The sequence below is a fragment of the Spirillospora sp. NPDC052269 genome (genome assembly GCF_040679435.1).
Lineage (GTDB): Bacteria > Actinomycetota > Actinomycetes > Streptosporangiales > Streptosporangiaceae > Spirillospora.
Genome location: NZ_JBFAUU010000003.1, coordinates 109,245 through 135,422, shown reverse-complemented (window position 1 = coordinate 135,422; position 26,178 = coordinate 109,245). Strand labels below are relative to the sequence as shown.

Sequence of the window (26,178 nt, the reverse complement as noted above, 5' to 3'; positions counted from 1 at the left end):
GTCGGCGCGCGGGCGGGCAGGGTGGGTGTCGTCCGACCTGAACGAGCTGGAGTGACGTACTGATGAACACTGCCACCACCGAATTCGTCGCCCACCTCGGCGGGCGTCCCGCGACCGCGGCGGAGCTGGCGCCGCTGGCCTTCTCGGGGTACGCGCACTTCACCGCGACGCAGGTGCGCGGGGGGCTGATCCGCGGCCTCGACCTCCACCTGGACCGGCTCCGGACGGCGTCGCTGGAACTGTTCGGGCGGGCCGTCCCGGACGAGCGGGTCCGGGAGCTGCTGCGCGCCGCCGTCGGGGCCGGGCCGGACGACCTGTCGCTGACGGCGACCGTGTTCTCGCCGTCCGGTGAGTTCGCGGCCGAGGGCGGCGGGCTGGAGGTGCTGGTCCGGACCGGTCCGGCCGCTGAGGGCCCGCACGGCCCGCTGGCGCTGGCCGTGGTCGAGCATGAGCGGGACCTGCCCGCGATCAAGCACGTCGGTGAGATTGCGAAGACCTACCAGCTGCGCAGGGCCGTCGCGGCGGGCTTCGACGACGCCGCGTTCGTGGACCGCCGGGGCCGCTTCAGCGAGGGGACGATCTGGAACCTGGCGTTCTGGGACGGCTCGTCCGTGATCTGGCCCGACGCGCCGATGCTGGTCGGGACGATGATGGGCGTCGTCCGCCGCCGGCTCGAGGCGCTCGGCGTCCCGCAGGCCGTCCGGGAGGTGACACCGGACGATGTGGCGGGGCTGTCGGGGGCGGTGGTCATGAACTCCTGGACGCCGGGCATCGAGGTGAACCGCCTGGGCGAGGTGGCCCTGCCGGACGCGGGGGAGTTCGTCGGCCTGCTGCACGACGCCTTCCGCACAGAGCCGCCCGTCGCGCCCTGAAGCCCCCCGGAGCGCCCTCAGGTCTCGCACCAGGCGAGGGCTCGTGGCGGGGGCGAGGTATCGCCCCCGCCACGACCGTCCACTGCCCGCCACGGGCTAGACCTGAAGTGCGGTTGAGGTTGCATGCTCGAGGCATGGTCTTCACTGATGCGGAGTACGCGTACCTGGCCGGGCACCCACTGGGGCGCCTGGCGACGATCGGGCCGGACGGAGCACCACAGGTCCACCCCGTGGCCCTCTGGCTGGACGAGACGTCCGGGACCATCGACATCGGTGGCCCGGCGCTGGCCACGAGCCAGAAGTTCCGCAACGTCCAGGCCGACCCGCGCGTTTCACTTGTCGTGGACGACCAGTCCGAAACGCCCAATCCCCTCGGTCAGACCGGGCGGGGCATCGAGATTCGCGGGCGGGCCGAGATCGTGACGCTCGACCCGCCGCTGATCGATGCGTTCGCCGGGGAAACGCTCCGCGTCCATCCGCGCCGGATCATCACCTGGAACATCGGCGAGTTCATCCCGTCCCCCGGACGACCGCCGCACCTGCAGGGTTACGACTCCCGCGAGGTGACCAGGTAGGGAGCGGTCAGGGCCTCAGCGGCCATCTCGTTCATGGTCTCGGTGGTCCCGCCGCCAATGCAGGATCACCCCTGCCAGGAGCATGCAAGCTCAGTTCGACGCTGGCCGGCACGCTGAAATCCCCGATCCTCAGCTCGGCCAGCCGCCGGGACTCATCCTCGATCCGTTCCCGCAGTACCCGAGGGGACCAGCCCGGACGGCCGGTGAGCTTGGCGCCGGCGATTCGGATTGCCAGCGGCAGGTTGCCGCAGCAGTCGAGGATCGCGTCGGCTTCCGCCGGGTTCCCGCTCGACCCGGCGCCGCCCGACGATGCGGGGAGCCGGCCGTCGGGGAAGGTGGCACTCGCCAGCCGCGCGGCGAAGCCTGGCCAACGTGCTGCTCGAGGTTGCGCTGTGGGCGCGCCCCGGTGGCCCCGTCTGTGTGGCGCCAGAACTGGGCGGGTTTTCCGAGACCATCACCCACCGGCGGACCGGAGTCCTCTGGAACCCGCGTCTTCCGAACGAGCCGACCGAGGCGATACGGCACGCTGCCTCTCAACGATGCCGCCCGCCGCAGCATGTGTTGCGCCGCACAAGGTCAGCAGCGAACACGACGCCGTTCCCGCCCACGCCGACACGCTCACCCGGCTCTTCCCGCCAGGCGTGCTCACCACCGGGTAACCGCGGGTCGCCATCGCACCTCAGCGCTCGCAGCCTGCGGAGGGCGCCCGCCCCGGTCAACGGCGATCCATATTGCTGTGCCCTCGGGAAGGACCTTCCGTGGCACCACTACTCGCCGTCGACGGGGTCTTTCACGAGGTGCGCGCGGCCCTGGAGGCGGAGCTCGGGGCCCGACGGTCATGCGCGGGCCGGGGCCGCTGCTGCGGTGGCGCGGGCCCGTCCGGCTGCTCGAATTCGAGCGCTTCAGGGGCACCGCGTACCTGCGGGTCAAGCCCACCGGGGGCGTCCAGAACTCCGAGTACCGCACGGCCAAGTGGACGGAGCCGGAGGACGGGCTCGGGCTCTGGGAAACCGACCGCCGCGACGCCTCCATGGCCCGTTCCCTTCCGGACGCCTTCCGTGCCTCGCCGTCGACAACATCATCACCCACGATGATCACGTGGAGGCGGGCGGGTGCTCAGGTGGCGCGCCGCCGGAACGTCGCGCGGTAGTCCCTGGGGCGCTGCCCGGTGTGCCGGGCGAACAGCGCGGCGAACGTCCCGGAGTCACCGTAGCCGACCGTGGCGGCGATGCCCGCGACGGTCCGGTCCGTGGTCTCCAGGAGGTGGCGGGCGCGGCGGACGCGCGAGGCCTGCAGGTAGGTGAGGGGGCTCTGGCCGGTCTCCTCGGCGAAGCGGCGCAGCAGCGTCCGGGAGCTGACGTTGAACGCCCCCGCCAGCGCGGCCAGGTCGTAGCGGGCGGCGAGGTTCTGGTCGAGCTCCCGCATGACCCTGCGGGAGAAGTCGTTCCCCGGCTGGGGCAGGAGCCGGGCGTCGACGTAGGGGGTCTGGGACGAGCGCGCGTCGTCCAGCAGCGCCATGCGCGCGGTCGCGCGGGCCACGCCCGCGCCGCTGTGCCGCCGGATCAGCCCGAGCGCGAAGTCGTACATGGCGCTGAAGGCCGCCGTCGTCGTCACCCCCCGGTCGGTGACGACGAGCCGGTCGGGACGGACGTCCGCGCCGGGGCAGCGGCGTGCCAGCTCGTCGGCGAACAGCCACGCGGTGGTGGCCCGGCGGCCGTCGAGCAGCCCGGCCTCCGCGAGCAGGAATGCGCCGACGCAGATCGAGACCACGGCGTTGCCCGCGGCGGCCTGCGCGCGGATCACCTCCAGCTCGGCGGTGAGGGACGCGAGCCGCTCGTCCAGCCGCACGCCGGGCACGACGAGCTCGAGCCCGGGGACGACCAGGACGTCGACCTCGCGCGGCGGGACGACCCCCAGCGTCACGCCGCCCGACGCGGCGACCCGGCGGCGCGGCGAGACGACCGACACCTCGAACCCGGCGTGGTCCGGGCCCGCGACGTGCGCGGCCATCGTCAGCAGGTCGGGGACGCCGAACACCTCGGACGCGAAGCAGCCCGGAAACGCCAGGACACCGACCCGCAGCGCGCTCACATCCGGCTCCTCACCCCGACACCCGGTGGCGAGATTACCCCGATACATGGCGATACGGACCGTCGCCCCGCCCGGGTCGTCCGGGCCACGCTGGCGGCATGAGCACAGTCAGCGAACGCCGCGACGACCCGATCACCGACTTCTCCCACCGCCGCGTGGACGTGGACGGAGTGGAGAAGACGGTCTACGTCGCGGGCTCCGGGCCGGCCGTCGTCGTCATGCCGGAGATGCCCGGCATCAGCCCCGACGTCCTGCGACTGGCGCGGTGGGTCCGGGACGCGGGGCTCACCGTCTACGTCCCGTCCCTCTTCGGCAGGGACGGCGCCTACCCCACATTCGAGGGTGGCGTGGAGGTCGTCCGCCGCGCCTGCGTGAGCGCCGAGTTCCGCGCGTTCGCCGGAGGCGGCACCAGCCCCGTCGCGTCCTGGCTGCGCGGCCTCGCGCGCCTGGCGCACGCCGAGTGCGGGGGCCCCGGCGTCGGCGCGATCGGCCTGTGCTTCACCGGGAACTTCGCGCTGACCATGGCCCTCGAGCCAGCGGTCATCGCGCCGGTCGTCAACCACCCGTCCCTGCCGCTGGACGACCCCGCCGGACTCGAGATCGGCGACGAGGACGCCCGCGCGCTCCGCGAGCGCGTCGACCGCGACGGCATCACCGTCCTTGCGTACCGCTTCGACAACGACAAGTGGTGCGAGGGGCGGCGCTTCGCCGCCTACCGGGCGCTCCTCGGCGACGCGTTCGACGGGCGCGTCCTGTCCGGGGACGACGCGAACACCGACCCGCCGCCGTTCTTCCGCGACAGGGTCCGGACGCCGCACAGCGTCGTCACCGCCCACTTCGTCGACGAGGAAGGGCACCCCACCGTGAAGGCCAGGGACGAGATCCTCGCCTTCCTCACTGGGCGCCTGCTCCCGTCCGAGGACGGCGGGAGGCCTCAGGGCTGACGGAACCGGCGTTCCGGTAGATCTTCGAACACCTGTGCGGAAGACTCCTCGGTGCGCACGGTCGACGAGGAGGAGGGACGCGCGTTGGTGGTGCATCGGACCGGGAGGTTCCTCGGTCATCCCGGGCAGTGCGACGGGGACGACGAAGGGCTTCTCGGCGATGACTGGGACGAGCGCCTGGACCTCCTGGTGCGCGCCCGCCTGCTGGGCCGGTGGCTCCGCGGGCACCACCCGGACGGCCCGGCCGTCCGCGCGCGTCTGGTGGAGTCCGAAGAGGACGGCGACCTGGGCGTGGACGCCCTCCTGAGCAGCGAACTCTTCCCGGTCGCCGCGTCGGCGGCGGCCCCACCGGCGCACCATCGGCGTCCCCCACAACACTCAAGGCCCCCGCGGCCTACACATTCGCCTCACCGCCTACGGAGACCGCACGATCCTCCCCGGCGACCTCACCCGCTCCGCCACGATCTGGGAACCGTCACCGTTGAGGACCGACCGGCGGCAGCCTCACGGTCTGCCGGCCAGCGGGAGTCGTAGCGGCCGTATCGTCACCTGCTAAGCAGGACGCCTGCCGCGCTGCCAAGCGGTCGGGCCGGGCTGCAACGACCTAGCCGCGACAGTCACTGTTGATGCCACACGTGAATGGACCGTGCAGGTCAGGGTTATAGGCCGAGGTGTTTGGCGGCTATCTCGTTCATGATTTCGGTCGTGCCGCCACCGATTCAGTTGTTGAGGTGGAAGGTGATGACGTCGACTTCGTCGGTCGCCGTCAGGTCCGGGTAGTGGCCCTTCAGCGCCTGCCGGAGGTCCGCCGCCACGGTCATCGCCTCGGCGCGGGCGTCCTGGTCGGTGAGATCGGCGACCAGGCAGTGCCTGATCTCGGTCACCTCCGCCGGGATGACGACCTGGGGGTCGCTTTCGAACACCAGCCGCGCGGGTCCGAGCCGAGCCGGATCCCGGAAGCGGGTCGTCTTCGTCTTGGCGCCGGCGCGCACGGCCTCGAGGTACCGGGGGTTGAACCGGATGATCTGGGGCCCCGTCGTGTCGGGGTCCTGGTAGAGCGACTGGTCGAGGTCGACCATGCCCGCGTCGGGGGTCCACTGCTGGGCCAGCGGCATCAGGTCGGCGGCGAGCACGGACCGGAGTCCCTCGGGCGTGGGCACGATGACGCGCATGGTGGGGTAGTAGTCGACGAAGACCTGCCGGTCGCGGCCGCACGGGCCGAGGACACCGCGCCCGCCGTCGCCGACCGCGACGATGCAGCGCATCTGGCGTGCGCCTTGCGTGCGCGCCGCCGCCAGGGCCACGAGTTCGGCGCAGGGTCCGCCGGTGAAGTGGTAGAGGTTCACGCCCGGGAACATCCGGTAGTCGGCGGCCATGACCGCTGCGCCCACCGTGTGGATCCCTTCTCCTCCAGTGCCGGAGTCGGACTGGGCGTCGATGGTCCGGCGCGCCAGCTCGACGAGTTCAAGCTCGTCGGCATCGAGCGCACGCGCGGACGGGGGGATGTACACGACCTGCCAGACCCTTCCTTCGGCGACGCCCGACAGCATGCCACGCCGCCTGGGCGATCCCGCAAGTGATCTCGAAACGCGGTCCGCGCGTCCGGGTCAGGCGGGGGCGGGGGCGTGGAGCCCGGTTCCTTCGTGCGTGACGGGCAGGCCGGGCGGCGGGAACGTCACGGTGACGATCAGTCCGCCGCCGGGCCGCGGCAGGGCCAGGACGTCGGCGTCGTGCGCGTCGGCGATGGCCTGGACGATCGACAGGCCCAGGCCGAGCCCCTCGGTGCCGCCGGTGTGCCCGGCGCCGAGCCGCTCGAACGGCTCGAAGAGCTGCTCGACGGCGGCCTCCGGGATCACCCGTCCGGTGTTGGCGACGGTCAGCATCGCGGCCCCGTCCCGGACGGCCGCCGTGATCTCCACCAGCCCACCGGAGGTGTTGTGGCGGAGCGCGTTGTCCAGCAGGTCGGTGCCCATGCGTTCGGCGAGCCGCGCGTCGCCCGCGACCTGAGTGGGGGCGAGATCCGTCTGGACGGTCACATCGAGTCGCCGCGCTTCGTCCGACCGGTTCAGCGCCGCGTCCCGGACGAGTCCGGCCAGGTCGAACGGTTCGCGGCGGCTGATCCCGGCCTGCCCGCGTGCCAGTGTCAGTAGCGCCAGGACGAGCTGCTCCTGCTGAGCACCAGCCGCCAGCACCCGCTCGTGCGCGGCGCGCAGCGACTCCACCGTGGCCCCCGGGTCGGCGAGTGCGACCTGCGCGAGGGTCCGCTGCCGCGTCATGGGGGTGCGCAGCTCGTGCGAGACGTGCGCGATGAACCGGCGCTGCGCCAGGAACGTTCCCTCCAGCCGGGCGAGCAGCGCGTCGAAGGTGTCGCCGAGTTCCTTCAGCTCGTCCTGCGGGCCGTCCAGCGCGAGCCGTTCGTGCAGGTTGCCGGCCGAGATGGTGCGGGCCGCCGCGGTGACCCGCTGGAGCCTGCGCAGCACGCTCCCGGCCACGACCCAGCCGACCCCGAGTGAGATCACCGTCGTGATGCCGAGCGCGGTGCCGGACTGCACGAGCAGCGAGTGGAGGACTCGGGCGCGCTGCGCGCGGGCCGCCTCCTCGGCCTGCCGTGCGATGCCGGCGGCCTGGGCCGGGCCCTTGGCCCCGTCGCTCACGCTGCTGCCGCTGTCGCCCGGACCCGGGGTGGAGCGCGGCGAGCCGTCCGGGCGGGGGACGGGCGTGCCGTACGCCAGCGCGTTGGTGTCGCCGTCCGGAGCCCGGAGGGTGTAGACGCCGAGCGCGGCGCCGGCGGATCGTTCTGACCGTCCCGGTGGTCATGATCACCGCGAGCGGCGCCGGGTACTGCACCGCCACGGCCGGACACGGCGGCGGCACGGCCGGGGCTCCGGCCTCCGTCACCACCGGCATGGCGACCGTGACCCGGGGAACGCTGACCGCCCGCACCTCGGTGAGCGGAACCCTCGCCTACGCGGGCAGCTACCAGGCCGTCAACCAGGCGTCCGGCGTCATCACCGGGCTGCCCAGGCTCGGCCAGGGCGTCCGGCAGGGCCAGATGCTCTACCGGGTCGACGGCAGGCCGGTCATGTTCCTCAAGGGCCGGAGGACCCCCATGTACCGCGACCTGAAGCGGGACATGACCGGCCTGGACGTCCAAGAGCTCAACGCCGCCCTGGCCACCTCCGGGTACGACGTCGACGGCGGGCTCTCCGCCGGCTCGGACACCTACACGGCGGCGACCGCCGCGGCCGTCAGGAGCCTCCAGGACGACCTCGGCGTCAAGCGGACCGGCACGCTCGCCAAGGGCGACGCGGTGTTCGTCGGCGCCGCCGAGATCAGGATCACCGCCCTCCAGGTCAAGCTGGGCGGCCGGGCCCAGCCGGGCGCCGCGATTCTCACCGCGAGCTCCACCCGGCGGCAGGTCGGCGTCGACGTCGACGCGTCCCTGCAGGACAAGCTGAAGGAGGGCCAGAAGGTCATGATCACGCTGCCCAACGGCTCGAGCGTCAAGGACTCGGTGTCGTCGGTCGGCACCGTCGTCAGGAAGGCCCCGGGCGGCCGGTCCACCGTCTCCGTCACCGTCACGCCCGGCGACTCCAAGGCCACGGGCGACCTCGACCAGGCCCCCGTCGGGGTGTCGATCACCACCGAGAGCGTCAGCGGCGCGCTGATGGTTCCGGTCAACGCGCTGCTCGCCCTGCTCGGCGGCGGCCACGGCATCGAGGTGGTGGGCGCGGACGGTTCGCACCACCTGATGCCGGTGACGCTCGGGCTCTTCGACGGCACGGCCGGGACCGTGCAGATCACAGGCAAGGGCATCGTGCCCGGTCAGAAGGTCGTGGTACCCACCTCATGACCGCCCACGACCCCACCGCGACCACCGTCGGCGCCGACGCCCGGACCGGCCCCGCGCGACAGGGACCTGTCCCGGCTGCGGGCGGGCACGATCGGCTTCGTGTTCCAGCAGTTCTTCCTCGCCGACCACACCACGGCGCTGGAGAACGTCGCGGACGGCCTGCTCTACGCGGTCGCTGCGCCGCCGGGCCGCCGCCGACGCCCTCGAGCGTGTCGGCCTGGCGCACCCGCGCCGGGCACATCCCGTCCAGGTTGTCGGGCGGCGAGCGCCAGCGGGTGGCGATCGCCCGCGCCCTGGTCGGCCGCCCGGCCATCGTGCTGGCGGACGAGCCCACCGGCAATCTCGACAGCCGCAACAGCGCCGCGATCTTCGCGCTGATCCAGGATCTCAACGCCGAGGGGGCCACCATCGTCGTCATCACCCACGACCGGCCGATTCGGCAATGGCGTGGGTGCATCACCGGCCGCTGACCTGGGTAGATCCCTGGTCGGCGGCGGGGGACACGGGGGGACGAACGGCATGGCCACGTGCGAGGTCTGCGGCAACGACTACGCCATGAGCTTCGAGGTGCACGCGCAGGGGGCGGTCCACGTCTTCGACTCGTTCGAGTGCGCGATCACCCGGATGGCGCCGATCTGTGAGAAGTGCGGGTGCCGGGTCGTCGGCCATGGGGTGGCCATCGACCAGAAGTGGTACTGCTCGGCGCACTGCGCCCGCTCCGCCGAGCCGAGACTGGGCGCCCAGGCCCGCGACAACGTCCCCGCGGGCGTCTAGCCGGAGGGCGCGTTCCCGGTCAGGAGGCCTGGCCGGGGAGGCCGGGGTCGCGGCCGTCCTCGAGATAGACGGCGCGGTTCTCGGCCATGCCGCGCAGCGCGGGGCCCATGCGGCGGGCGATGTGGGCGGGGGCCAGCTCGTCCACCTTCTCCGGCGCGACCAGGACGTGGTCGGACAGCTCGTCCGGTGGGAGCGTGATCCCGGCGATCTCGGCGTCGGAGATCCGGCCCGCGAAGACGAAGATGTTGACGGCGTCCACGCCGTCGCGGGGCGGGCCCCAGTCGACGCAGATCAGGCCGGTGAGGCGGGGTGTGAGGCCCAGCTCCTCGCGGCACTCGCGTTCGCAGGCGGCCAGCGGTGACTCGCCCTCCTCGATGACGCCGCCGGGCAGGTACCAGCCCTCCTTGTAGGTGGGTTTCACCAGGACGATCCGTCCGAGGTCGTCGACCAGGAGGGCCGCGGCGGCGCCGCGGGTGCGGGGGAGCGAGGCGATGTAGGCGAGATCGGGCATGGTCCGAGCGTAGACGGGCGCGCACCGCGCGTGCCGGTGCGGTCGCGGCGCGGCACCGGTGGACGGCCCGTGCCGCCGTTGATCCGTTCGGCGCGTCGCGGGGGCGCTGCCGAAAGCGCCTTGACCACGATCGACAACGCTTGACATGCGCCCGTCAGGACCGTCAGGAGGGGCAGGGGCGCCTATCCCTCGGCGGGCACGGCGCGATGAGGTGGTTTTAACACGGCGGTGACAAAGGAGACGCAGCCGCGAAACGGCCCCTGCCGAAGATCGGCTCATGAACGGTGACCGAGAGGCGCGGGTCCTGCTCGCCTACCGGACGATCGACGACCTGGACCCGCCCCACGCCTGCTGGACGAACCTTACTTTGTCAAGGTCGGGGCCGGTGGCGGTGCCCTGTGAACGGTGAGTCCGCTCCACTGGCGGGGTTCGCGGTGGGGGTGACCACGGCGGATCGGCACGAGGAGCTGGCGGTGCTGCTGGAGCGATGGGGTGCGCGGGTGGTGCACGCTCCGGCGACCCGGCCGCTGGACGACGGCGTGGGGCTGCCGCCGACGGGCGCGGGGGTGACCGGGGTTCCAACGCACCGGTGGGCGCGGGTGGAGGACGTGACGCCGTTGCGGCGGCTGGTGGGGCAGGCGGTGGCGGGAACAGTGGACGCGATCACGTTCACGAGCGCCCCGGCGGTGGCGGCGACGCTGGCGGTAGCGGCGGCGGACGGGCTGGAGGAGCCGCTGCTGGAGGCCTTGCGGGAGGGGGTGGTGGCGGCATGCGTGGATCCGGTGACGGCGCGTGAGCTGACCGGGCGGGGAGTGCCGACGGTGCAGCCGGAGCCGGCGCGGCCCGGGGCCCTGATGCGGGCGCTGGCGGCGGATCTGCTGCGTCGTCGGGCGCGGCGACTGCGGGTTCCGGGGGGTCTGCTGGAGCTGCGCGGGCATGCCGTGGTGCTGGACGGTCAGCTGCGTCCGATCGCTCCGGCACCGATGGCGGTGTTGCGGGCGCTGGCGCGGCGTCCAGGGCATGTGGTGTCGCGGGCGGAGCTGTGCGGTGTGCTGCCGGGGCGTCCGCTGCCGGGCGGATCGGCGGCGGGCGGGCCGGTATGGGGGCGTGGGGCGCGTCCGCAGGCCGATGAGCACGCCGTGGAGATGGCGGTGGCGCGGTTGCGGCGGGGGCTGGGACGGGCGGGGATCGTGGAGACGGTGGTGAAGCGGGGGTATCGGCTGGCGTGCGATCCGCGCGCGCCGGGTGCGGGGCTCGCCTGATCCGTCCGGGGCCGGATCCGTCCGGTATTCCGGGGGAAAGTTGTTTGCGGTGATGTGCAACAGTGGAAGGGAGTGCCGAGGGCGGGCGCGTAGGGTTCGGCGGTGGCGCCGGGCCCTCTGGCGCGGCCGACCTGTGAGGAGGCTGTATGCCGGAGGACGGGGCGCCCGCCGTCGAGGTGGCCGGGCTGGTCCGCCGGTTCGGCGCGGTCGAGGCGGTGCGGGGGATCGAGTTCGCCGTCCGGCCGGGGGAGATCTTCGGCTTCCTGGGGCCGAACGGCGCGGGCAAGTCCACCACGATCAACATGCTCTGCACGCTGCTGCGCCCGACGGAGGGGACGGCGCGGGTCGCCGGGTTCGACGTGGTGCGGGACCGGGACGAGGTGCGCCGCAACATCGGCCTGGTGTTCCAGGATCCGACGCTGGACGGCTACCTGAGCGGTGAGCAGAACCTGCGGTTCCACGCCGAGCTGTACGGGGTGCCGCGGTCGGTGCTGCCGGACCGGATGCGGCAGGTGCTGGAGATGGTCGGGCTGTGGGACAAGCGCGGCGACCGGGTGCAGACGTACTCGGGCGGGATGAAGCGGCGGCTGGAGATCGCGCGGGGTCTGCTGCACTCGCCGCGGGTGCTGTTCCTGGACGAGCCGACGGTGGGCCTGGACCCGCAGACCCGGTCGTCGATCTGGGAGTACATCCGGGACCTGCGGGCGGCCGAGCGGATCACGATCTTCATGACGACGCACTACATGGACGAGGCGGAGTACTGCGACCGGATCGCGATCATGGATTCGGGGCGGATCGTGGCGCTGGACACGCCGCAGGCGCTGAAGGCGGGCGTCGGCAAGGACCGGGTGCAGATCACCACCGACGACGACGAGGCGGCGATCGCGGCGCTGGCGGAGCGGTTCGGGCTGGCGGCGGCGATGGCCGAGGGGGCGGTGACGTTCGCGGTGGCGTCGGGTGAGGAGTTCGTGCCGCGGTTGTTCGCGGAGCTGGGGATGCCGATCAGGTCGGTGAGCGTGTCGCGGCCGTCGCTGGACGATGTGTTCATGTCGTTCACCGGGACGACCATCCGGGACGCGGAGGGCTCGTCGAAGGACTGGATGCGCATGGCGATGCGCGGGCGCTCGCGGTGAGGGAGGCGGAGCCGGTGACGACGACCGAGCGGGACGAGGCGCGGGCCGGGCGTGTGGGCGCGGGTCCGGTGGTGCGGGTGGCGGTGCCCGAGCGCAGCATCGTGCACGACCTGCGCGCGGTGAAGATCGTCCTGCACCGGGAGCTGATCCGGTACGGGCGGGACCGGATGCGAATGGTGTCCGGGCTGGTGCAGCCGGTGCTGTGGCTGCTGGTGATGGGCACGGGCCTGTCGAACCTGATGGCGGCGGGACGCGGCGGGGGTCCGGCCGGGTCGCACGTGGACCTGAAGACGTTCATCTTCCCGGGCGTGTGCGCGATGACGGTGATGTTCACCGCGATGTTCTCGGCCGGGTCGATCGTGTGGGACCGGGAGTTCGGGTTCCTGCGGGAGATGCTGGTCGCGCCGGTGAGCCGGTCGTCGATCGTGGTCGGCAAGTGCATCGGCGGGGCGATGGTCGCGACGCTGCAGGGCGCGGTGATCCTGGCGCTGGCCGGGCTGGCGGGCGTCCCCTACGACCCGGTGCTGCTGCTGGAGCTGCTCGGGCTGATGTTCCTGGGGGCGTTCGCGCTGACCGGGTTCGGGGTGATGATGGCCGCGCGGATCAAGAGCATGCAGTCGTTCTTCGGGCTGATGCAGATGGCCATGATGCCGATGATGTTCCTGTCCGGGGCGCTGTATCCGCTGGCGGGGCTGCCGGTGTGGCTGACCGTCCTGACCCGGTTCAACCCGCTGACGTACGCGGTGGATCCGCTGCGCCAGGCGGTGTTCTCGCGTCTGTCGCTGACGCCGGAGCTGCGCCGGACGTTCGATCCGGGGGTGACGTGGTGGGGCTGGCGGGTGCCGGTCGGCCTGGAGATCCTGCTGGTGCTGCTGATCGGGCTGGCGCTGATGGGCGTCGCGATCATCGAGTTCCGCCGCTCCGAGTAGGTCCCGGGCTCCTCGGAGCAGGTCCCGGACTTCCGCGGTCGCGGGCGGGTTCGTCCGGGCGGTGTGCCTACGTCTCCGAATAGCCGCGGTCTTCGGCGATGGGGAACGCCTTGCGTGCGGCGTCGGAGAGCGGCGTCAGGGACGCGGGCACGGGCAGTCCCCGCGCCTGGAGGTGGGCCCGCCAGGCGCGCAGCCCGGCACGCCGGTACTCATTGGCCGAGGGCTCCGCGGCGATTTTGGACATGCACTGCTGGATGGTCGGCGCCTGGGCGGGGTCGATGAGGACGAGCGAGGACGCCGTGCTGTCGCCCCAGGTCGTGGCGGTCAGTGCGACACGGCCGTCCAGCGACGCCATGGCCAGTGCCGGGTGACCGGGGGCGTAGGTGAAGAGCCCGACTCCGCGCTCGCCCATCACGTCCCAGTCGTCCAGCAGCCGTACCCGTGAGGGCTTGTCGTTGTGGCCGCCGCGGCCGTACACGAGGAACTCGCGGTCGGCGTTGAACAGGCCGTGCGTGGACGCCAGGTCGTACCAGCTGCGGTTCAGCCGTGTCACGCGGTCGGGGGCATCGAGCGGGACCGTCGCCGAGTCCACGCGGTGATCGCCCTTGTCCCGTGCGCACGAGGCCGCCATCCCCATGACGAGCAAGGGCAGCGGAGCCGCCGGGGGGTCGGGACGCGGTGCGAACCCGCACCTCCGCAGCTGTTCTTCGATCACGAAATACGACGATACGGCGGCACCGGCCCGCCCGCCCCTCGATTTCGGCGCCCATTGGGGAGGGCGGTCGCCGAACGTGAGGCCGGAAGGTACGGACGTGGACAGGCCCCCGTGATCCGGTGGATCACGGGGGCCTGTTCACCAGGGCCGGCCCGGACGGTCGTCTGGTCGGGTGGCGCGGTCGGTCAGACGGCGAAGTCCAGGAGCGGCTGGGCGTTGCTGGGGTGCCGCAGCTTGGACAGCGACTCCTTCTCCAGCTGCCGGATCCGCTCGCGGGTCAGGCCGAGGGCCTTGCCGATCTCGTCCAGGGTGCGGGGCGTCCCGTCGTACAGCCCGAACCGCATCGCCATGATCTTGGCTTCGCGGGGGTTCAGGATGTCCAGGGTGCGGCGCAGCTGGTCGGCCATGAGCTGGCGGTCGACCAGCTCGGACGCCTCGGGGCTGTCGGTGTCCTCGATGAGGTCGCCGATGCGGGTCTCGCCGTCCTCGCCGATGGTGGAGTCGAGGCTGATCGGCTGGCGGCTGGTGCGCAGCAGCTCGCGGACCTGCTCGGGGCTCTTGTCGAGCTCGAGGGCCAGCTCCTCCGGGGTGGGTTCGCGGCCGAGCCGCTGGTGCATGTCGCGCTCGACGCGGCTGAGCTTGCTCAGCATCTCCAGCACGTGCACGGGCAGCCGGATGGTGCGGGCCGAGTCGGCGAAGCCGCGCTGGATGGCCTGCCGGATCCACCACATGGCGTAGGTGGAGAACTTGTAGCCCTTGGAGTAGTCGAACTTCTCCACGGCGCGGATGAGGCCGAGGTTGCCCTCCTGGACGACGTCCAGCAGCGACAGTCCGCGGTCGGAGTACTTCTTGGCGACCGACACGACCAGGCGCAGGTTCGCCTCGAGCATGTGGGACTTGGCGCGGCGGCCGTCGCCGGCGACCCACTCCAGCTCGATGCGGTACTTGTCGGGCAGATCGTCGTCCTCGAGCAGGTGCTCGGCGTACAGGCCTGCCTCGATGCGCTTGGCGAGGTCGACCTCCTGCTCGGCGGTGAGCAGCTGACGCCGTCCGATCGCCTTGAGGTAGGTGTGGACCGAGTCGCCCATGGTGGTGGACTGGTCGTCCAGGTCGGCGACGTTGGGCTCGGCGGCCTCGACCTCGGTCAGCACGAAGGCGCCGTCGTCGGAGTCGTCCTCGTCCTTGTCGGCGGGGGAGTCGGGCTCCGGGGCGGCCTTCACCGCGGTCTTGGCGGTGGTGGCGCGCTTCTTCGCCGGGGCCTTCTTGGCCGCGGTGGGCTTGGCCTTGGTCTCGGCGGCGGTCTTGCGCGTGGTGCGGCGGGCCGGCTTGGCGGGGGCCTCGTCGCCCTCGGCGGCGTCGGCGGTGTTCATGAGCTCGGTGATGTCGGCGGTGTCGGCGGCCTTCTCGGCGGCCTTGGCGCCGCGGGTGGTCTTGGTGACCTTCCCGGCGCTGCCGGTCGTGGTGGGTGTCTTCGCCGTTCGGGTGCCCCGTGCGGTCTTCTTGGCGGCGGTGTCGTCCTCGCTCGCGAGGCTGATCCCCGCCTCGGACAGCTCCCTCAGGATCGACCGGCCCTGGCCGGGGCTGATCCCGGCGGCCTCGAACGCCCGGCGCACCTCGTCGAGCGAGAGGCGGCCCTGGGCACGGCCGCGCTCGAGGAGGTCGTCGAGGGCAGGGCCCGGCGACTCCGTGAGCGGGGTCTCGGCGGCGGTCCGCGGCATGTGGACACCCCCCTCCCTTCCGTGGTTGTGCGGCGCGGAGGCTTGCTCCCTGGTGCTCGCCCTCTGGTGACGCGCGCATTAGACGGAACGTCGTGAGAGGGGGTGGTTGTTCCCGTCGGCGTGTCGCCGCGGCGCCGTTCGGGCCCGTGGGGACTTCGCCGCAGTGCTGTATCACCGCAGGTGGAAGGCCCTACGACGCGACCTTACTGCGTAAAGACCGGCGGCGGGAAGAGCGCACCCGTGAACGTCTGGAAAATCACATCTACGAGGTGGCCGGGGGATCGGCCGCCGAATCCTGCGGGAGAGGGGTGCCGTAGCGGCCGATGACGCGCCTGCGGAGCTCCGGGTCGTCCCGGGGGACGGGCTCGAGGAAGACCTCGTCGATCTTCTCGTGGGCGCGGCGGAGCTCGTGGGACATGCGGACGCAGGCGCGTTCGACGTCGGCGGCGCCCAGGTCGTCCCGGAAGTCCAGGCGGGCGCAGACCAGGATCTGGTCGGCGCCGAAGGTGAGGGTGACGATGTCGACGACCCATTCGACCTCGGGGGCGGCGGCGAGCCGGTCGCGGACGTCCTGGACGACGCGGGGGTCGGCCTGGTTGCCGACCAGCAGGTTGAGGTTGATGCGGCCGAGGATCAGCGCGACGGCGGTGAGCAGGACGCCGATGAGGATGGATCCGAGGCCGTCCCAGAGGGCGCTGCCGGTGAGCTGGTGCAGGCCGAGGCCGGCGAAGGCGATGACCAGGCCGGCGAGGGCGGCGGAGTCCTCCAGCAGGACGCTGACGGAGGTGGGGTCGTCGGTGCCGCGGATGTGGTCGATCACGGGGCGGCGTTCGGCGCGGGCGTCGGCGCGGACCTGGCCGTAGGCCTGCCGCCAGGAGATCGATTCGAGGACGAGGGAGACGCCGAGGACGATGTAGCCGGCGAGCGGGTCGGCCTCCTGGGGGTGGCCGACGAGGGTCTCGTAGCCCTGGTGGAAGGCGAACAGGCCGCCCATGCCGAAGATCGCGACGGCGACGAGGAGGGTCCAGATGTAGCGCTCCTTGCCGTAGCCGAGGGGGTGGGCGCGGTCGGCGGGGCGTTCGGAGCGGCGCAGGCCGACGATGAGGAGGATCTCGTTGAAGGTGTCGGCGACCGAGTGGGCGGCTTCGGCGGCCATGGAGGCGGAGCCGGTCATGACCGCGGCGATGATCTTGGCGATGGCGATGCCGAGGTTGGCGGCGAGGGCGAGGACGACGGTGAGGGTGCTCTCGCCGCTCTTGTCTCGGGCGCCGGGGGCGCCGGGGGTGTCTGGGGCGTCGTTTCCCGTGGTGGGAGTGCTCTGGGTGGTGGCGCCGGGTGGCGTGCCGGTGGTCTTCGCGGGGTCGGCCGGGGCTGCGGGGTGGCCGGGGTCGTGGTCCGCGTTCCGGGTCATGGTTCCTCCTCGCGCGTCCGGGCGGGCGGTCACGGACGGCATCGGAGTGTTTACCCGGTGGGGTTGACGGCAAGCGCCGGGTGGGGCGCGTGGTCGGGTGGGGCGGGGGGAGGTGGCCTCAGGAGGCGGGGTTGCGGAGGGCGGCGCGGTCGGGTTTTCCGGAGGGGAGGAGGGGGAGGGCGGTGCGGACGTCGAGTTCGCGGGGGGCGGCGTGGGCGGGCATGGTCTCGCGGACCCAGGCGCGGAGGTCGTCGAGGGTGGGGGCGGGGCCGTCGGGGACGATGACGGCGGTGACGTGTTCGCCCCATTCGGGGTCGGGGCGTCCGACGACGACGGCGTCGGCGACGCGGGGGTGGTGGGTGAGGCGTGCGGCGACGTCGCCGGCGACGACCTTCTCGCCGCCGGTGTTGATGATGTCGTCGACGCGGCCGCGGATGCGGAGGCGTCCGTCGTCGAGGGTGCCGAGGTCCTGGGTGAGGTGCCAGTGGCCGTCGCGGGTCTGGGCGGTGAGGGCGGGGTTGAGGCGGTAGCCGGTGAACAGGACGGGTCCGGCGATGCGGACGCGTCCGTCGGGGGCGAGGTCGAGGGTGACGCCGTCGAGGGGGAGGCCGTCGTAGGCGCAGCCGCCGCAGGTTTCGCTCATGCCGTAGGTGGTGTGGACGGTGGCGCCGTCGGCGCGGGCCTTTTCGAGGAGGTCGTGGGGTGCGGCGGCGCCGCCGAGGAGGATGGCGCGGTAGCGGGTGAGGTCGGTTCCGGCGTCCATGAGGCGGCGGAGTTGGGTGGGGACGAGGGAGATGAGGGTGGCGGGGGTGGTGGCGATGCGGGTGGGGTCGAAGCGGGGGTGGATGTGGGGGGTGGTGCCGGCGAGGAGGGCGCGGACGAGGACCTGGATGCCGGCGATGTGGCTGGTGGGGAGGCAGCAGAGCCACTGGTCGGTGGTGGTGGCGCCGATGCGTTGGCGGGTGGCGTTGGCGGAGGCGCGGAGGGCGTGGGTGGAGAGTTCGACGAATTTGGGAGTGCCGGTGGAGCCGGAGGTGGCGATGAGGACGGCGGTGTCGGGGGCGACGGGGGTGGGTGGGGGGCCGCCGTGGCGGGGGTGGTGGGGGGTGGTGCCTTCGGGGGTTTCGACGGCGTGGGGTGCGAGGGCGTCGAGGGTGGCGTGGAGTGCGGGGGTGGGGGTGGCGGGGTCCAGGGGGCAGATCGCGGGGCCGGTGCCGTCGAGGGCCGCTTGGAGGGCCTGGAGGAGGCGGGGGCCGGGCGGGAGGAGGAGGGCGTGCAGGCGGCGATCTTCCATGGCGGGCTCAGTTTAGGCGACCCTGTTGAACGCGTTCACATCGGCGGGGCGGTTGAATGGGGGGATCGCCTGCCGCGGGGGCGCTTGCGGCCGTCCCGGCCGGGCCGGTCGTCCGCGCCGGGGTTGGTGATCGTCATCGGATTCGAGTGAAGAGGGGCCCATGGTTTCGGAGCTGTTCGACGCGTCGGCGTGGAAGGAAGTGGAGGGGTTCGGGTTCACCGACATCACCTATCACCGGGCGGTGGATCAGGGGACGGTGCGGATCGCGTTCAACCGTCCGGAGGTGCGGAACGCGTTCCGTCCGCACACGGTGGACGAGCTGTACCGGGCTCTTGATCATGCGCGGATGTCGTCGGATGTCGGGTGTGTGCTGCTGACGGGGAACGGGCCGTCGCCGAGGGACGGCGGGTGGGCGTTCTGTTCGGGTGGTGACCAGCGGATCCGGGGCAAGGACGGTTACAGGTACGCGGAGGGGGAGACGTCGGCGACGATCGATCCTGCGCGGGCCGGGCGGTTGCACATTCTGGAGGTGCAGCGGCTGATCCGGTTCATGGGGAAGGTCGTGATCTGCGTGGTGCCGGGTTGGGCGGCCGGTGGCGGGCACAGCCTGCACGTGGTGGCGGACCTGACCCTGGCGAGCCGGGAGCACGCGCGGTTCAAGCAGACGGACGCGGATGTGGCGAGTTTCGACGGCGGGTACGGGTCGGCGTATCTGGCGCGGCAGGTGGGGCAGAAGTTCGCGCGGGAGATCTTCTTCCTGGGGGACACCTATTCGGCGGAGGACGCGCACCGGATGGGGATGGTGAACGCGGTCGTTCCGCACGCGGACCTGGAGAAGGTGGCGCTGGAGTGGGGCGCGAAGATCAACGGGAAGTCGCCGACGGCGCAGCGGATGCTGAAGTTCGCGTTCAACGCGGTGGACGACGGGATGGTGGGTCAGCAGGTGTTCGCGGGTGAGGCGACGCGGCTGGCGTACGGGACCGATGAGGCGGCCGAGGGGCGGGACGCGTTCCTGGAGAAGCGTGACCCTGATTGGTCGCGTTACCCGTGGTACTACTAATTGTTCTGTTCTGTGCGACGGTCGGGGCGCGGCCTGGACGGTGGTCCGGGTGCGGCCCGGCGCGTCGGCCTGTGGCCGGTCGTTGACCGGTCCCGGGCCGGTCTCGATGGGTCTGGTTCGACGGCGGGGGGTCAGCGGGTGCGGGTCTTCTCCATTGCGATGAGCACGCGGTTCCGCGGGGTGACGCGGCGTGAGGGTGTGCTGTTGCGGGGGCCGGCGGGGTGGGGGGAGTTCTCCCCGTTCGCGGAGTACGGTCCGGAGGAGGCGGCGCGCTGGCTGGCCGCGGCGCGGGAGTCGGCGTTCGAGGGGTGGCCGGCGCCGGTGCGTGACCGGGTGCCGGTGAACGTGACGGTTCCGGCGGTGGGTCCGGAGCGGGCGTTCGAGATGGTGCGGGCGTCGGGGTGCCGGACGGCGAAGGTGAAGGTCGCCGAGCGGGGTCAGGGCGACGCGGACGACATGGCGCGGGTCGAGGCGGTGCGTGACGCGCTGGGTCCGGAGGGCCGTGTCCGGGTGGATGTGAACGGCGGCTGGGACGTGGAGCACGCGGTGCGGATGGTGCGTGCGCTGGACCGGTTCGATCTGGAGTACGTGGAGCAGCCGTGCATGTCGCTGGAGGAGTTGGCGGCGGTGCGGTTGCGGGTGGATGTTCCGGTCGCGGCGGACGAGTCGATTCGCCGGGCCGAGGATCCGTTGAAGGTGAAGGCCGCGGGCGCCGCGGATGTGGCGGTGTTGAAGGTGCAGCCGCTGGGCGGGGTGCGTGCGGCGTTGCGGGTGGCGGAGGCGACGGGGTTGCCGGTGGTGGTGTCGTCGGCGGTGGAGACGTCGGTGGGGTTGGCGGCGGGTGTCGCGTTGGCGGCGGCGTTGCCGGAGTTGCCGTTCGCGTGCGGGTTGGGGACGTTGTCGTTGTTGACCGGTGATGTGGTGGACGATCCGCTGGCGCCGGTGGGCGGGGAGATCGCGGTGCGTCGTCCGGGTGTGGGCGAGGCGGCGCTGGCGGCGGTGGAGGCCGACCTGGAGGTGGCGGCGGCCTGGCGGGAGCGCCTGGGTGAGGCGGAGAAGGTTCTGGCGGCGGCCGGGGACGGCGCGTCGGGTTATCTGAGTTCGCTTCCTTCGGCGTCCGGTGCGGCATCGGGTGCGGCTGGGGACGTGGTGGATGTGGCGCGAGAAGGGGATGTGCGATGAATCCGGCCACCGCGCTGGCGACGGTTCTGGTCGATGAGTTGCTGCGGTGCGGGATGACCGACGTGGTGCTGGCTCCGGGGTCGCGGTCGGCGCCGTTGGCGTTGGCGTTGTATGCGGCGGAGGTGGAGGGCCGCGTCCGGCTGCATGTGCGGATCGATGAGCGGTCGGCGTCGTTCCTGGGGTTGGGGCTGGCGAAGCGGTCGGGTCGTCCGGTGGCGTTGGTGTGCACGTCGGGGACGGCGGCGGCGAACTTCCATCCGGCGGTGATCGAGGCGCACGAGTCGGGGGTGCCGCTGGTCGTGTTGACGGCGGATCGTCCGCCGGAGCTGCGTGACACGGGTGCGAACCAGACGATCGACCAGGTGAAGTTGTACGGGACGGCCGCGCGGTGGTCGACCGAGGTGGGTGTTCCGGAGAATCGTCCGGGGATGGTGGCGTACTGGCGGTCGCTGGTGTCGCGGGCGTGGGGGCTCGCGTTGGCGCCGATTCCGGGTCCGGTGCACTTGAACGTGGCGTTCCGGGAGCCGTTGATCCCGGATGGGGACGAGTCGTGGTGTGAGCCGTTGGACGGTGACGCGTCCGGGGCGTGGACGAAGGTGCGGGCGGCGACGCCGGGGTCGGTGTTGCATGTGCCGCCGACGCGGCGGGGTGTGCTGGTCGTCGGGGACGGCGCGACGAACGTGAAGCGTTACGTGGCGGCGGCGTCGATGGCGGGCTGGCCGGTGTTGTCGGAGCCGAACGGGAACGCCCGGTACGGCGATCACGCGTTGACGTCGCATCATTTCCTGCTGGGGGTGCCGGAGTTCGTGGAGCGGCATCGTCCGGAGGTGGTGGTGACGCTGGGGAAGCCGGGGTTGTCGCGTCCGCTGCTGGCGTTGCTGCGGCGGGCGGAGGAGCACATCGTGCTGTCGCCTGATCTGTCGCGGTGGCCGGATCCGGTGCGGTCGGCGACGCAGGTGGCGCAGGACGTGGAGATCCCGGTGGTGTCGGGTGACGACGCGTGGCTGAAGTCGTGGCGGACGGCGGATCTGGTCGCGGCGGCGGCGGTGGACCGGGTGCTGGACGAGGCGCCGGGGGTGACCGAGCCGCGGTTGGCGCGGGATCTGGCGGCGTCGCTGCCGGGTGGGTCGATGTTGTTCAGTGCGGCGTCGATGCCGATCCGGGATCTGGATCAGGTGATGCGTCCGCGGCGGGGGATCCGGATCGTGGCGAGCCGGGGCGCGTCGGGTATCGACGGGCTGGTGTCGACGGCGATGGGTGCGGCGTTGGCGCATTCGGGGCGGTCGTATGCGCTGCTGGGTGATCTGGCGTTCCTGCACGATCAGAATGGGTTGGTGCTGGGGCCGCGGGAGCGGCGTCCGGATCTGGCGATCGTGGTGGTGAACAACCGGGGCGGCGGGATTTTCTCGCTGTTGCCGCAGGCGGCGTTGCGGGATCCGTTCGAGCGGGTCTTCGGCACTCCGCAGGATGTGGATCTGGAGGGTCTGACGCGGGCGCACGGCGTGCCGTACCGGCGGTTGGAGGCGGCGGAGGATCTGCCGAAGGTGATCGCGGGTGAGGGGCTGCGGGTGGTGGAGGCCCGTACCGATCGTGAGGCGAACGCCGTCCTGCACGGTGAGATGCGTCAGGCGGCGCACGCCGCCGTCCGCGACCTGTTCGCCTGATCCTTCGCCCGCTGGGCCGCGGGGGTCAGTCGAGGAGGCGGGAGCGGAGGGCTTCGGTGTCCTCGGGGGTCCAGCCGTGGCCGCGGAGCCAGGTGGCGGTGCCGCCGTACTCCTGGTCGACGCGGGTGAGGAACCCCTGCATGATCGTGGCGTGCGGGTGGTGGCTGTCGGCGGGGTGTGAGTCGATGTCGGCGGCGTAGGTGTCGCTGGACCGCAGTCGGGTGAGGATGGCGTCGATGCGTTCGCCGGTCTGGGCGTAGTCGGCGACGATCGCCTCGCGGGTGACGCCGGCGATTTCGAGGGCGAGGGCGCAGACGACGCCGGTGCGGTCCTTGCCGGCGGCGCAGTGGACGAGCGCGGAGCCGTCGGTGCGGGCCATGACGCGCAGGGCCGCGACGATCGAGTCGGCGCGGTCGCGCAGGTAGCCGCGGTAGAAGGTGACCGGGCGGTCGGCGTCCTCGCCTTCGGGGCCGCGGGTCTGCCATGGCAGGACCTTGTCCATGTCGATCTCGGCGGCGGGGCGCGTCGCGGGGCGGCCGGGTGCGGCGCGGGTGCCCGTGGTGGGGGTGTTCTCGGTGAACAGCGACAGGTGGTGCAGGGTGACCGAGGGGATCCGGGTGAGCGGGCCGGGGCCCTCGAGCCGGACCTCGGCGTCGCTGCGCAGGTCGATGATGTTCTTCAGGTCGTAGTCGTCCAGCAGGACGCGGACGTCGGTGACGGTGAGTTCCTGCAGGTTGTCGGCGCGCAGGACGCGTCCTCTGCGGGTGGCGCGCCCGTCGGTGGTGGGCAGGCCGCCCAGGTCCCGGGCGTTGACCGCCCCTTCCAGCCGGATCCACCGCGTGCGCTCGCTCATGACTTGTCACCCTATAGGGCGGCATTGACGGCTTCTTGGGGTGGGGTTGGCACGAGCACGCCCCCGGGGCCCAGCACCCCCCTCAGTCCGGGAGGCAGCTCTCCTGTGCCGGGCGGCCCGCGGCGGCAGGGTTGATGCCAGCGGGACGCCGGTCGGTCCGTGGGGTGAGGGGACGGGCGCCGGATGCGACCCGCGGGGGAGCACGCGGTTGGCTCTTGAGGGTGGAGACCTCCCGACCTGCGGGTTCGTAGCGTCCCAGGTAATGGATCTCCGTGGTGAGGAGTACGTCGTGACGATGACCGAACCGGCCCTGGGCGCGCGCACCGAGGACCTCGGCCGGGCCGCCCCGGACCCCGGCGGGGAGCGGGGCGGGGAGCGGGGGGCGCGCCCGGCCGGGCGGGTCGCCAGCGACTTCGGGCCGCTCGCCCGGCGCGTCCGGGAGGCGGGCCTGCTGGAACGCCGCCGCGGCTACTACACGCGGGCGGTGGCGCTGAACCTGGCCGCGACGGCCGCGCTGTGGGGCGCGGTCGCGTGGTGGGGGACGTCCTGGTGGGCGGTGCTGCTCGCGGTTCCGCTCGCGCTGGTCTCGACCCGGCGGGCGTTCCTCGGGCACGACGCGGGGCACCGGCAGATCGCCGCGTCCCCTCGCGCCAACCGGATGCTGGGGCTGCTGCTGGGGAACCTGGGGCTCGGCCTCGGCTACGGCTGGTGGAACGACAAGCACAACCGGCACCACGCCAACCCCAACCACGTCGGGAAGGACCCCGACGTCGGCGAGGGCGTCCTGGCGTGGACGCGGGAGCAGGCGGCGCGGCGGCGCGGCCCGGCCGCGTGGGTGATCGCGCACCAGGCGTGGCTGTTCTTCCCGCTGCTGCTCCTGGAAGGCCTGAACCTGCAGGTCAACAGCGTCCTGTACCTGCGGGGGAAGACGCGCGGCCAGCAGCTCACCGAGGGGCTGCTGCTCGCCGCGCACCTGGTCGCCTACCTCGGGCTGGCGTTCACGCTGCTGTCGCCGGGCAAGGCGCTGGTGTTCCTGGCCGTCCACCAGGGCCTGTTCGGGCTGCACCTGGGGTCGGCGTTCGCGCACAACCACAAGGGCATGGCGATGCCCGGACCCGGCGACCGCTGGGACCACCTGCGGCGGCAGGTCCTCACCTCCCGCAACGTGCGCGGCGGACCCGTCGCCGACTACCTGCTCGGCGGCCTGAACTACCAGATCGAGCACCACCTGTTCCCCAGCGTCGCCCGCCCCCACCTGCGGCGCGTCCAGCCGCTGGTCCGCGAGCACTGCGCCCGCGTCGGCCTGCCCTACACCGAGACCGGCGCCTACGCCTCCTACCGGGAGGCGCTCGCCCACATGAACGACGTCGGAGCGCCCCTGCGCCCCTGACGGCCGGGCCGGGCTGGGGCGGTCTCAGGGGCCGGGGCCCCGGCAGCGCCCGTATCCTTGCGGGGACATGCCTGAAGGACACACCATCCACCGCCTCGCCGCCGAACACCAGCGCGTGTTCGGCGGCCGCGCCGTCGCCGCCGCCAGCCCCCAGGGACGGTTCGCCGACGGCGCGCGCCTCATCGACGGACGCGCCCTCGACACCGCGGACGCCTACGGCAAGCACCTGCTGCTGGGCTTCGCCGGGGACCTCACCGTCCACGTCCACCTCGGGATCTACGGCAAGTTCACCTTCGGTGACGGGCCCGCGCCCGCCCCCTGGGGCGCCGTCCGGCTCCGCCTCACCGGCGACGCCGGCTACGCCGACCTGCGCGGCCCGAACGCCTGCGAGATCCTCGAACCCGGCGCCGTGGACCGGCTCCGCGACCGCCTCGGCCCCGACCCGCTGCGCCCCGACGCCGACCCCGGCCGCGCCTGGCGCCGCATCCACGCCAGCCGCGTCCCCATCGGGCAGCTGCTCATGGACCAGGCCGTCATCGCCGGCCCCGGCAACATCTACCGCGCCGAGGTGCTGTTCCGGCAGGGCGTCCACCCCCGCCTGCCCGGCCGTGACCTGCCCCGCGCCCACTGGGACGCGATCTGGGCCGACCTGCGGCTCCTCATGGCCGACGGCGTCCGCGACGGGCGCATCGACACCGTCCGCCCCGAACACACCCCCGAGGCCATGGGCCGCCCGCCCCGCGTGGACGACCACGGCGGCGAGGTCTATGTGTACCGGCGCGCCGGACAGCCGTGCCTGCTGTGCGGCACCGAGGTCCGCACCGAGGTCATGGCCGGACGGAACCTGTTCTGGTGCGACACCTGCCAGCCCCCGGGCGTGCCCCGCGCCGAGCCGGCCACCTAACCCGCCTAACCCGCCGGACGCGCCGACTTCGACCGGTCCCCGCCACCCGTCGGCCCCGAACCAGAACCGGCTCCGGAGCCGGAACCCGAACCGGCGGCGGAATCGGCGTCGGTTCCGGGGGAGGACGCGGCGTCCGACGTGGCGTCCGGTTCGGGGACGTGGGGCTCGCCGAACCGGGCCAGGACGAGCGTCGCCGCGACCGCCAGCACGAACCCCACCGCCGCCACCGGACCCAGCCCCGGCCGCGTGTGGTCACCCAGCAGGACGACCCCGACCGCCGCCGGAACGACGGTCTCGGCGACCACCATCGCCGCCGTCGTGCTCGTCACCGACCCCCGCTGCAGCGCCGTCGCGTAGAACAGCAGCGCCGCCACGCCCGCCGCCGCCAGCGCGTACGAGGCGGGATCGGTGAGCAGGTCCAGCGGGTTCAGGCTCGTCAGGACCCGCGCCGCGAGCGCCACCAGCCCGAACCCCAGGCCCGCGACCAGGCCGAGCGCCACCGACCGCGCCGTCCCGCGCAGGCGCCCCGCCGCCGCGCCGACCAAAAGCAGCGCCAGCGCGCATCCCAGCAGCGTCCAGTGGAACCCCATCCCGATGTGAGAGGGCCCCTCCCGTCCCGCCGACGACCCGAGCAGCGCCAGCCCGGCGCACACCGCCAGCACCGCCGCCCACTCCGCGGCGCGCAGCCGCACCTTCAGCACCGGGCCCGCCACCACGGCCGTGACCGCGAGCGCCGCCGCGACGATCGCCTGCACCACGAACAGCGGCAGCGACCGCAGCGCCGCGAGCTCCAGCAGGAACCCCAGCAGGTCCAGGCCGATGCCCGCCATGAACGGCAGGTTCGCCGCCAGCCGCACCAGCAGCCGCGGATCCACGCCTTCACTGGGCGTCGTGCTCCGCGCCGCGACGGCCTCCAGCACGGTGGCGACGCCGAAACAGCACGCGGCGGCGAGAGCGCCCAGCAGACTCCAGACCATCCGCCCACCCTACGCGCCGCCCCCACCACCACCCGCCGGGGTGCACGGCACCGACGACCAGGACGA

Annotated in this window: 26 protein-coding genes; 16 read left to right on the top strand and 10 right to left on the bottom strand. The window is 72.8% G+C overall.

Annotated features, from left to right (window positions below):
* The first annotated feature begins 62 nt into the window (after positions 1 to 62).
* The 3 genes from AB0L06_RS07150 to AB0L06_RS07140 all read left to right on the top strand — a co-directional run bounded on the left by AB0L06_RS07150 (position 63) and on the right by AB0L06_RS07140 (position 2,597).
* On the top strand, positions 63 to 872 hold the full coding sequence (locus tag AB0L06_RS07150; RefSeq protein WP_500230019.1) for an aminotransferase class IV family protein: 810 nt from the start codon (positions 63 to 65) through the stop codon (positions 870 to 872).
* Between the two features lie 134 nt (positions 873 to 1,006).
* Entirely contained in the window at positions 1,007 to 1,447 is a 441-nt protein-coding gene (locus AB0L06_RS07145; protein ID WP_500230018.1) for a PPOX class F420-dependent oxidoreductase, read from the top strand.
* An 838-nt stretch (positions 1,448 to 2,285) separates the two neighbouring features.
* A complete protein-coding gene (locus tag AB0L06_RS07140; protein ID WP_500230017.1) occupies positions 2,286 to 2,597 on the top strand; it encodes a hypothetical protein in 312 nt (103 codons plus the stop codon).
* Here AB0L06_RS07140 and AB0L06_RS07135 read toward each other — a convergent pair.
* Positions 2,564 to 3,538: a GlxA family transcriptional regulator gene (locus AB0L06_RS07135; RefSeq protein ID WP_500230016.1), complete on the bottom strand. Its 975-nt coding sequence runs from the start codon at positions 3,536 to 3,538 to the stop codon at positions 2,564 to 2,566. The genes AB0L06_RS07140 and AB0L06_RS07135 overlap by 34 nt on opposite strands.
* A 98-nt stretch (positions 3,539 to 3,636) precedes the next feature.
* Here AB0L06_RS07135 and AB0L06_RS07130 point away from each other — a divergent pair, with 98 nt between their 5' ends.
* Complete coding sequence (locus AB0L06_RS07130; RefSeq protein WP_500230015.1) at positions 3,637 to 4,482, top strand: dienelactone hydrolase family protein; 846 nt, start codon at positions 3,637 to 3,639, stop codon at positions 4,480 to 4,482.
* Between the two features lie 719 nt (positions 4,483 to 5,201).
* Here the strand turns inward: AB0L06_RS07130 and AB0L06_RS07125 are convergent.
* Complete coding sequence (locus tag AB0L06_RS07125) at positions 5,202 to 6,032, bottom strand: hypothetical protein (protein WP_500230014.1); 831 nt, start codon at positions 6,030 to 6,032, stop codon at positions 5,202 to 5,204.
* 57 nt (positions 6,033 to 6,089) lie between these two features.
* Entirely contained in the window at positions 6,090 to 7,136 is a 1,047-nt protein-coding gene (locus AB0L06_RS07120) for a HAMP domain-containing sensor histidine kinase (RefSeq protein WP_500230013.1), read from the bottom strand.
* 161 nt (positions 7,137 to 7,297) lie between these two features.
* Here AB0L06_RS07120 and AB0L06_RS07115 point away from each other — a divergent pair, with 161 nt between their 5' ends.
* The 3 genes from AB0L06_RS07115 (at position 7,298) to AB0L06_RS07105 (ending at position 9,109) form a co-directional block, all read left to right on the top strand.
* A complete protein-coding gene (locus tag AB0L06_RS07115; protein ID WP_500230012.1) occupies positions 7,298 to 8,335 on the top strand; it encodes an efflux RND transporter periplasmic adaptor subunit in 1,038 nt (345 codons plus the stop codon).
* A gap of 209 nt (positions 8,336 to 8,544) precedes the next feature.
* The gene (locus tag AB0L06_RS07110) at positions 8,545 to 8,805 is read left to right on the top strand and encodes an ATP-binding cassette domain-containing protein (RefSeq protein WP_500230011.1); all 261 of its coding nucleotides are present in this window, start codon (positions 8,545 to 8,547) and stop codon (positions 8,803 to 8,805) included.
* A 49-nt stretch (positions 8,806 to 8,854) separates the two neighbouring features.
* Positions 8,855 to 9,109 carry a metallothionein gene (locus AB0L06_RS07105; protein ID WP_500230010.1) on the top strand — a complete coding sequence of 85 codons (255 nt, stop codon included), beginning with the start codon at positions 8,855 to 8,857 and terminating at the stop codon, positions 9,107 to 9,109.
* Between the two features lie 19 nt (positions 9,110 to 9,128).
* Here the strand turns inward: AB0L06_RS07105 and AB0L06_RS07100 are convergent, their stop codons facing one another.
* Positions 9,129 to 9,620, bottom strand: a complete 492-nt coding sequence (locus AB0L06_RS07100) for an NUDIX domain-containing protein (protein WP_500230009.1) — start codon at positions 9,618 to 9,620, stop codon at positions 9,129 to 9,131.
* Positions 9,621 to 9,897: 277 nt separating this feature from the next.
* Here AB0L06_RS07100 and AB0L06_RS07095 point away from each other — a divergent pair, with 277 nt between their 5' ends.
* The 4 genes from AB0L06_RS07095 (at position 9,898) to AB0L06_RS07080 (ending at position 12,944) form a co-directional block, all read left to right on the top strand.
* Entirely contained in the window at positions 9,898 to 10,029 is a 132-nt protein-coding gene (locus AB0L06_RS07095; RefSeq protein ID WP_500230008.1) for a hypothetical protein, read from the top strand.
* A gap of 31 nt (positions 10,030 to 10,060) precedes the next feature.
* Positions 10,061 to 10,882, top strand: coding sequence for a uroporphyrinogen-III synthase (locus tag AB0L06_RS07090; protein WP_500230007.1), 822 nt, complete (start codon positions 10,061 to 10,063; stop codon positions 10,880 to 10,882).
* Positions 10,883 to 11,028: 146 nt separating this feature from the next.
* Entirely contained in the window at positions 11,029 to 12,015 is a 987-nt protein-coding gene (locus AB0L06_RS07085) for an ATP-binding cassette domain-containing protein (RefSeq protein ID WP_500230006.1), read from the top strand.
* A 14-nt stretch (positions 12,016 to 12,029) separates the two neighbouring features.
* On the top strand, positions 12,030 to 12,944 hold the full coding sequence (locus AB0L06_RS07080; protein ID WP_500230005.1) for an ABC transporter permease: 915 nt from the start codon (positions 12,030 to 12,032) through the stop codon (positions 12,942 to 12,944).
* 67 nt (positions 12,945 to 13,011) lie between these two features.
* Here AB0L06_RS07080 and AB0L06_RS07075 read toward each other — a convergent pair whose 3' ends face one another.
* The 4 genes from AB0L06_RS07075 to AB0L06_RS07060 form a co-directional block, all read right to left on the bottom strand.
* Positions 13,012 to 13,659, bottom strand: a complete 648-nt coding sequence (locus AB0L06_RS07075; RefSeq protein WP_500230004.1) for a hypothetical protein — start codon at positions 13,657 to 13,659, stop codon at positions 13,012 to 13,014.
* 185 nt (positions 13,660 to 13,844) lie between these two features.
* Entirely contained in the window at positions 13,845 to 15,377 is a 1,533-nt protein-coding gene (locus AB0L06_RS07070; RefSeq protein WP_500230003.1) for an RNA polymerase sigma factor, read from the bottom strand.
* Positions 15,378 to 15,639: 262 nt separating this feature from the next.
* Positions 15,640 to 16,788 (bottom strand): cation diffusion facilitator family transporter, encoded by a 1,149-nt coding sequence (locus tag AB0L06_RS07065; protein WP_500230002.1) that lies wholly within the window; start codon positions 16,786 to 16,788, stop codon positions 15,640 to 15,642.
* A gap of 118 nt (positions 16,789 to 16,906) precedes the next feature.
* The gene (locus tag AB0L06_RS07060; protein WP_500230001.1) at positions 16,907 to 18,082 is read right to left on the bottom strand and encodes an AMP-binding protein; all 1,176 of its coding nucleotides are present in this window, start codon (positions 18,080 to 18,082) and stop codon (positions 16,907 to 16,909) included.
* Between the two features lie 160 nt (positions 18,083 to 18,242).
* Here AB0L06_RS07060 and AB0L06_RS07055 point away from each other — a divergent pair, with 160 nt between their 5' ends.
* The 3 genes from AB0L06_RS07055 to menD all read left to right on the top strand — a co-directional run bounded on the left by AB0L06_RS07055 (position 18,243) and on the right by menD (position 21,988).
* Positions 18,243 to 19,142, top strand: a complete 900-nt coding sequence (locus AB0L06_RS07055; RefSeq protein ID WP_500230000.1) for a 1,4-dihydroxy-2-naphthoyl-CoA synthase — start codon at positions 18,243 to 18,245, stop codon at positions 19,140 to 19,142.
* A 138-nt stretch (positions 19,143 to 19,280) separates the two neighbouring features.
* Positions 19,281 to 20,324 carry an o-succinylbenzoate synthase gene (locus tag AB0L06_RS07050; protein ID WP_500229999.1) on the top strand — a complete coding sequence of 348 codons (1,044 nt, stop codon included), beginning with the start codon at positions 19,281 to 19,283 and terminating at the stop codon, positions 20,322 to 20,324.
* Complete coding sequence (gene menD / locus AB0L06_RS07045; protein WP_500229998.1) at positions 20,321 to 21,988, top strand: 2-succinyl-5-enolpyruvyl-6-hydroxy-3-cyclohexene-1-carboxylic-acid synthase; 1,668 nt, start codon at positions 20,321 to 20,323, stop codon at positions 21,986 to 21,988. Before AB0L06_RS07050 ends, menD begins: the two co-directional genes overlap by 4 nt.
* A gap of 25 nt (positions 21,989 to 22,013) precedes the next feature.
* Here menD and AB0L06_RS07040 read toward each other — a convergent pair whose 3' ends face one another.
* Positions 22,014 to 22,841 carry a tyrosine-protein phosphatase gene (locus tag AB0L06_RS07040; RefSeq protein WP_500229997.1) on the bottom strand — a complete coding sequence of 276 codons (828 nt, stop codon included), beginning with the start codon at positions 22,839 to 22,841 and terminating at the stop codon, positions 22,014 to 22,016.
* Between the two features lie 262 nt (positions 22,842 to 23,103).
* Here AB0L06_RS07040 and AB0L06_RS07035 point away from each other — a divergent pair, with 262 nt between their 5' ends.
* The gene (locus AB0L06_RS07035; RefSeq protein ID WP_500229996.1) at positions 23,104 to 24,231 is read left to right on the top strand and encodes a fatty acid desaturase family protein; all 1,128 of its coding nucleotides are present in this window, start codon (positions 23,104 to 23,106) and stop codon (positions 24,229 to 24,231) included.
* A gap of 67 nt (positions 24,232 to 24,298) precedes the next feature.
* The gene (locus tag AB0L06_RS07030; protein WP_500229995.1) at positions 24,299 to 25,135 is read left to right on the top strand and encodes an Fpg/Nei family DNA glycosylase; all 837 of its coding nucleotides are present in this window, start codon (positions 24,299 to 24,301) and stop codon (positions 25,133 to 25,135) included.
* A 5-nt stretch (positions 25,136 to 25,140) separates the two neighbouring features.
* Here AB0L06_RS07030 and AB0L06_RS07025 read toward each other — a convergent pair whose 3' ends face one another.
* Positions 25,141 to 26,112, bottom strand: coding sequence for a DMT family protein (locus AB0L06_RS07025; RefSeq protein ID WP_500229994.1), 972 nt, complete (start codon positions 26,110 to 26,112; stop codon positions 25,141 to 25,143).
* Between the last annotated feature and the right edge of the window lie 66 nt (positions 26,113 to 26,178).

Excerpts from the sequence above, each read along its gene's own strand:
- AB0L06_RS07150 (WP_500230019.1), top strand. The coding sequence starts at position 63 with ATGAACACTGCCACCACCGAATTCGTCGCCCACCTCGGCGGGCGTCCC.
- AB0L06_RS07145 (WP_500230018.1), top strand. The coding sequence starts at position 1,007 with ATGGTCTTCACTGATGCGGAGTACGCGTACCTGGCCGGGCACCCACTG.
- AB0L06_RS07140 (WP_500230017.1), top strand. The coding sequence starts at position 2,286 with ATGCGCGGGCCGGGGCCGCTGCTGCGGTGGCGCGGGCCCGTCCGGCTG.
- AB0L06_RS07130 (WP_500230015.1), top strand. The coding sequence starts at position 3,637 with ATGAGCACAGTCAGCGAACGCCGCGACGACCCGATCACCGACTTCTCC.
- AB0L06_RS07125 (WP_500230014.1), bottom strand. The coding sequence starts at position 6,032 with ATGCTGTCGGGCGTCGCCGAAGGAAGGGTCTGGCAGGTCGTGTACATC.
- AB0L06_RS07115 (WP_500230012.1), top strand. The coding sequence starts at position 7,298 with ATGATCACCGCGAGCGGCGCCGGGTACTGCACCGCCACGGCCGGACAC.
- AB0L06_RS07105 (WP_500230010.1), top strand. The coding sequence starts at position 8,855 with ATGGCCACGTGCGAGGTCTGCGGCAACGACTACGCCATGAGCTTCGAG.
- AB0L06_RS07100 (WP_500230009.1), bottom strand. The coding sequence starts at position 9,620 with ATGCCCGATCTCGCCTACATCGCCTCGCTCCCCCGCACCCGCGGCGCC.
- AB0L06_RS07095 (WP_500230008.1), top strand. The coding sequence starts at position 9,898 with ATGAACGGTGACCGAGAGGCGCGGGTCCTGCTCGCCTACCGGACGATC.
- AB0L06_RS07085 (WP_500230006.1), top strand. The coding sequence starts at position 11,029 with ATGCCGGAGGACGGGGCGCCCGCCGTCGAGGTGGCCGGGCTGGTCCGC.
- AB0L06_RS07070 (WP_500230003.1), bottom strand. The coding sequence starts at position 15,377 with ATGCCGCGGACCGCCGCCGAGACCCCGCTCACGGAGTCGCCGGGCCCT.
- AB0L06_RS07065 (WP_500230002.1), bottom strand. The coding sequence starts at position 16,788 with ATGACCCGGAACGCGGACCACGACCCCGGCCACCCCGCAGCCCCGGCC.
- AB0L06_RS07060 (WP_500230001.1), bottom strand. The coding sequence starts at position 18,082 with ATGGAAGATCGCCGCCTGCACGCCCTCCTCCTCCCGCCCGGCCCCCGC.
- AB0L06_RS07055 (WP_500230000.1), top strand. The coding sequence starts at position 18,243 with ATGGTTTCGGAGCTGTTCGACGCGTCGGCGTGGAAGGAAGTGGAGGGG.
- menD (WP_500229998.1), top strand. The coding sequence starts at position 20,321 with ATGAATCCGGCCACCGCGCTGGCGACGGTTCTGGTCGATGAGTTGCTG.
- AB0L06_RS07040 (WP_500229997.1), bottom strand. The coding sequence starts at position 22,841 with ATGAGCGAGCGCACGCGGTGGATCCGGCTGGAAGGGGCGGTCAACGCC.
- AB0L06_RS07035 (WP_500229996.1), top strand. The coding sequence starts at position 23,104 with ATGGATCTCCGTGGTGAGGAGTACGTCGTGACGATGACCGAACCGGCC.
- AB0L06_RS07030 (WP_500229995.1), top strand. The coding sequence starts at position 24,299 with ATGCCTGAAGGACACACCATCCACCGCCTCGCCGCCGAACACCAGCGC.
- AB0L06_RS07025 (WP_500229994.1), bottom strand. The coding sequence starts at position 26,112 with ATGGTCTGGAGTCTGCTGGGCGCTCTCGCCGCCGCGTGCTGTTTCGGC.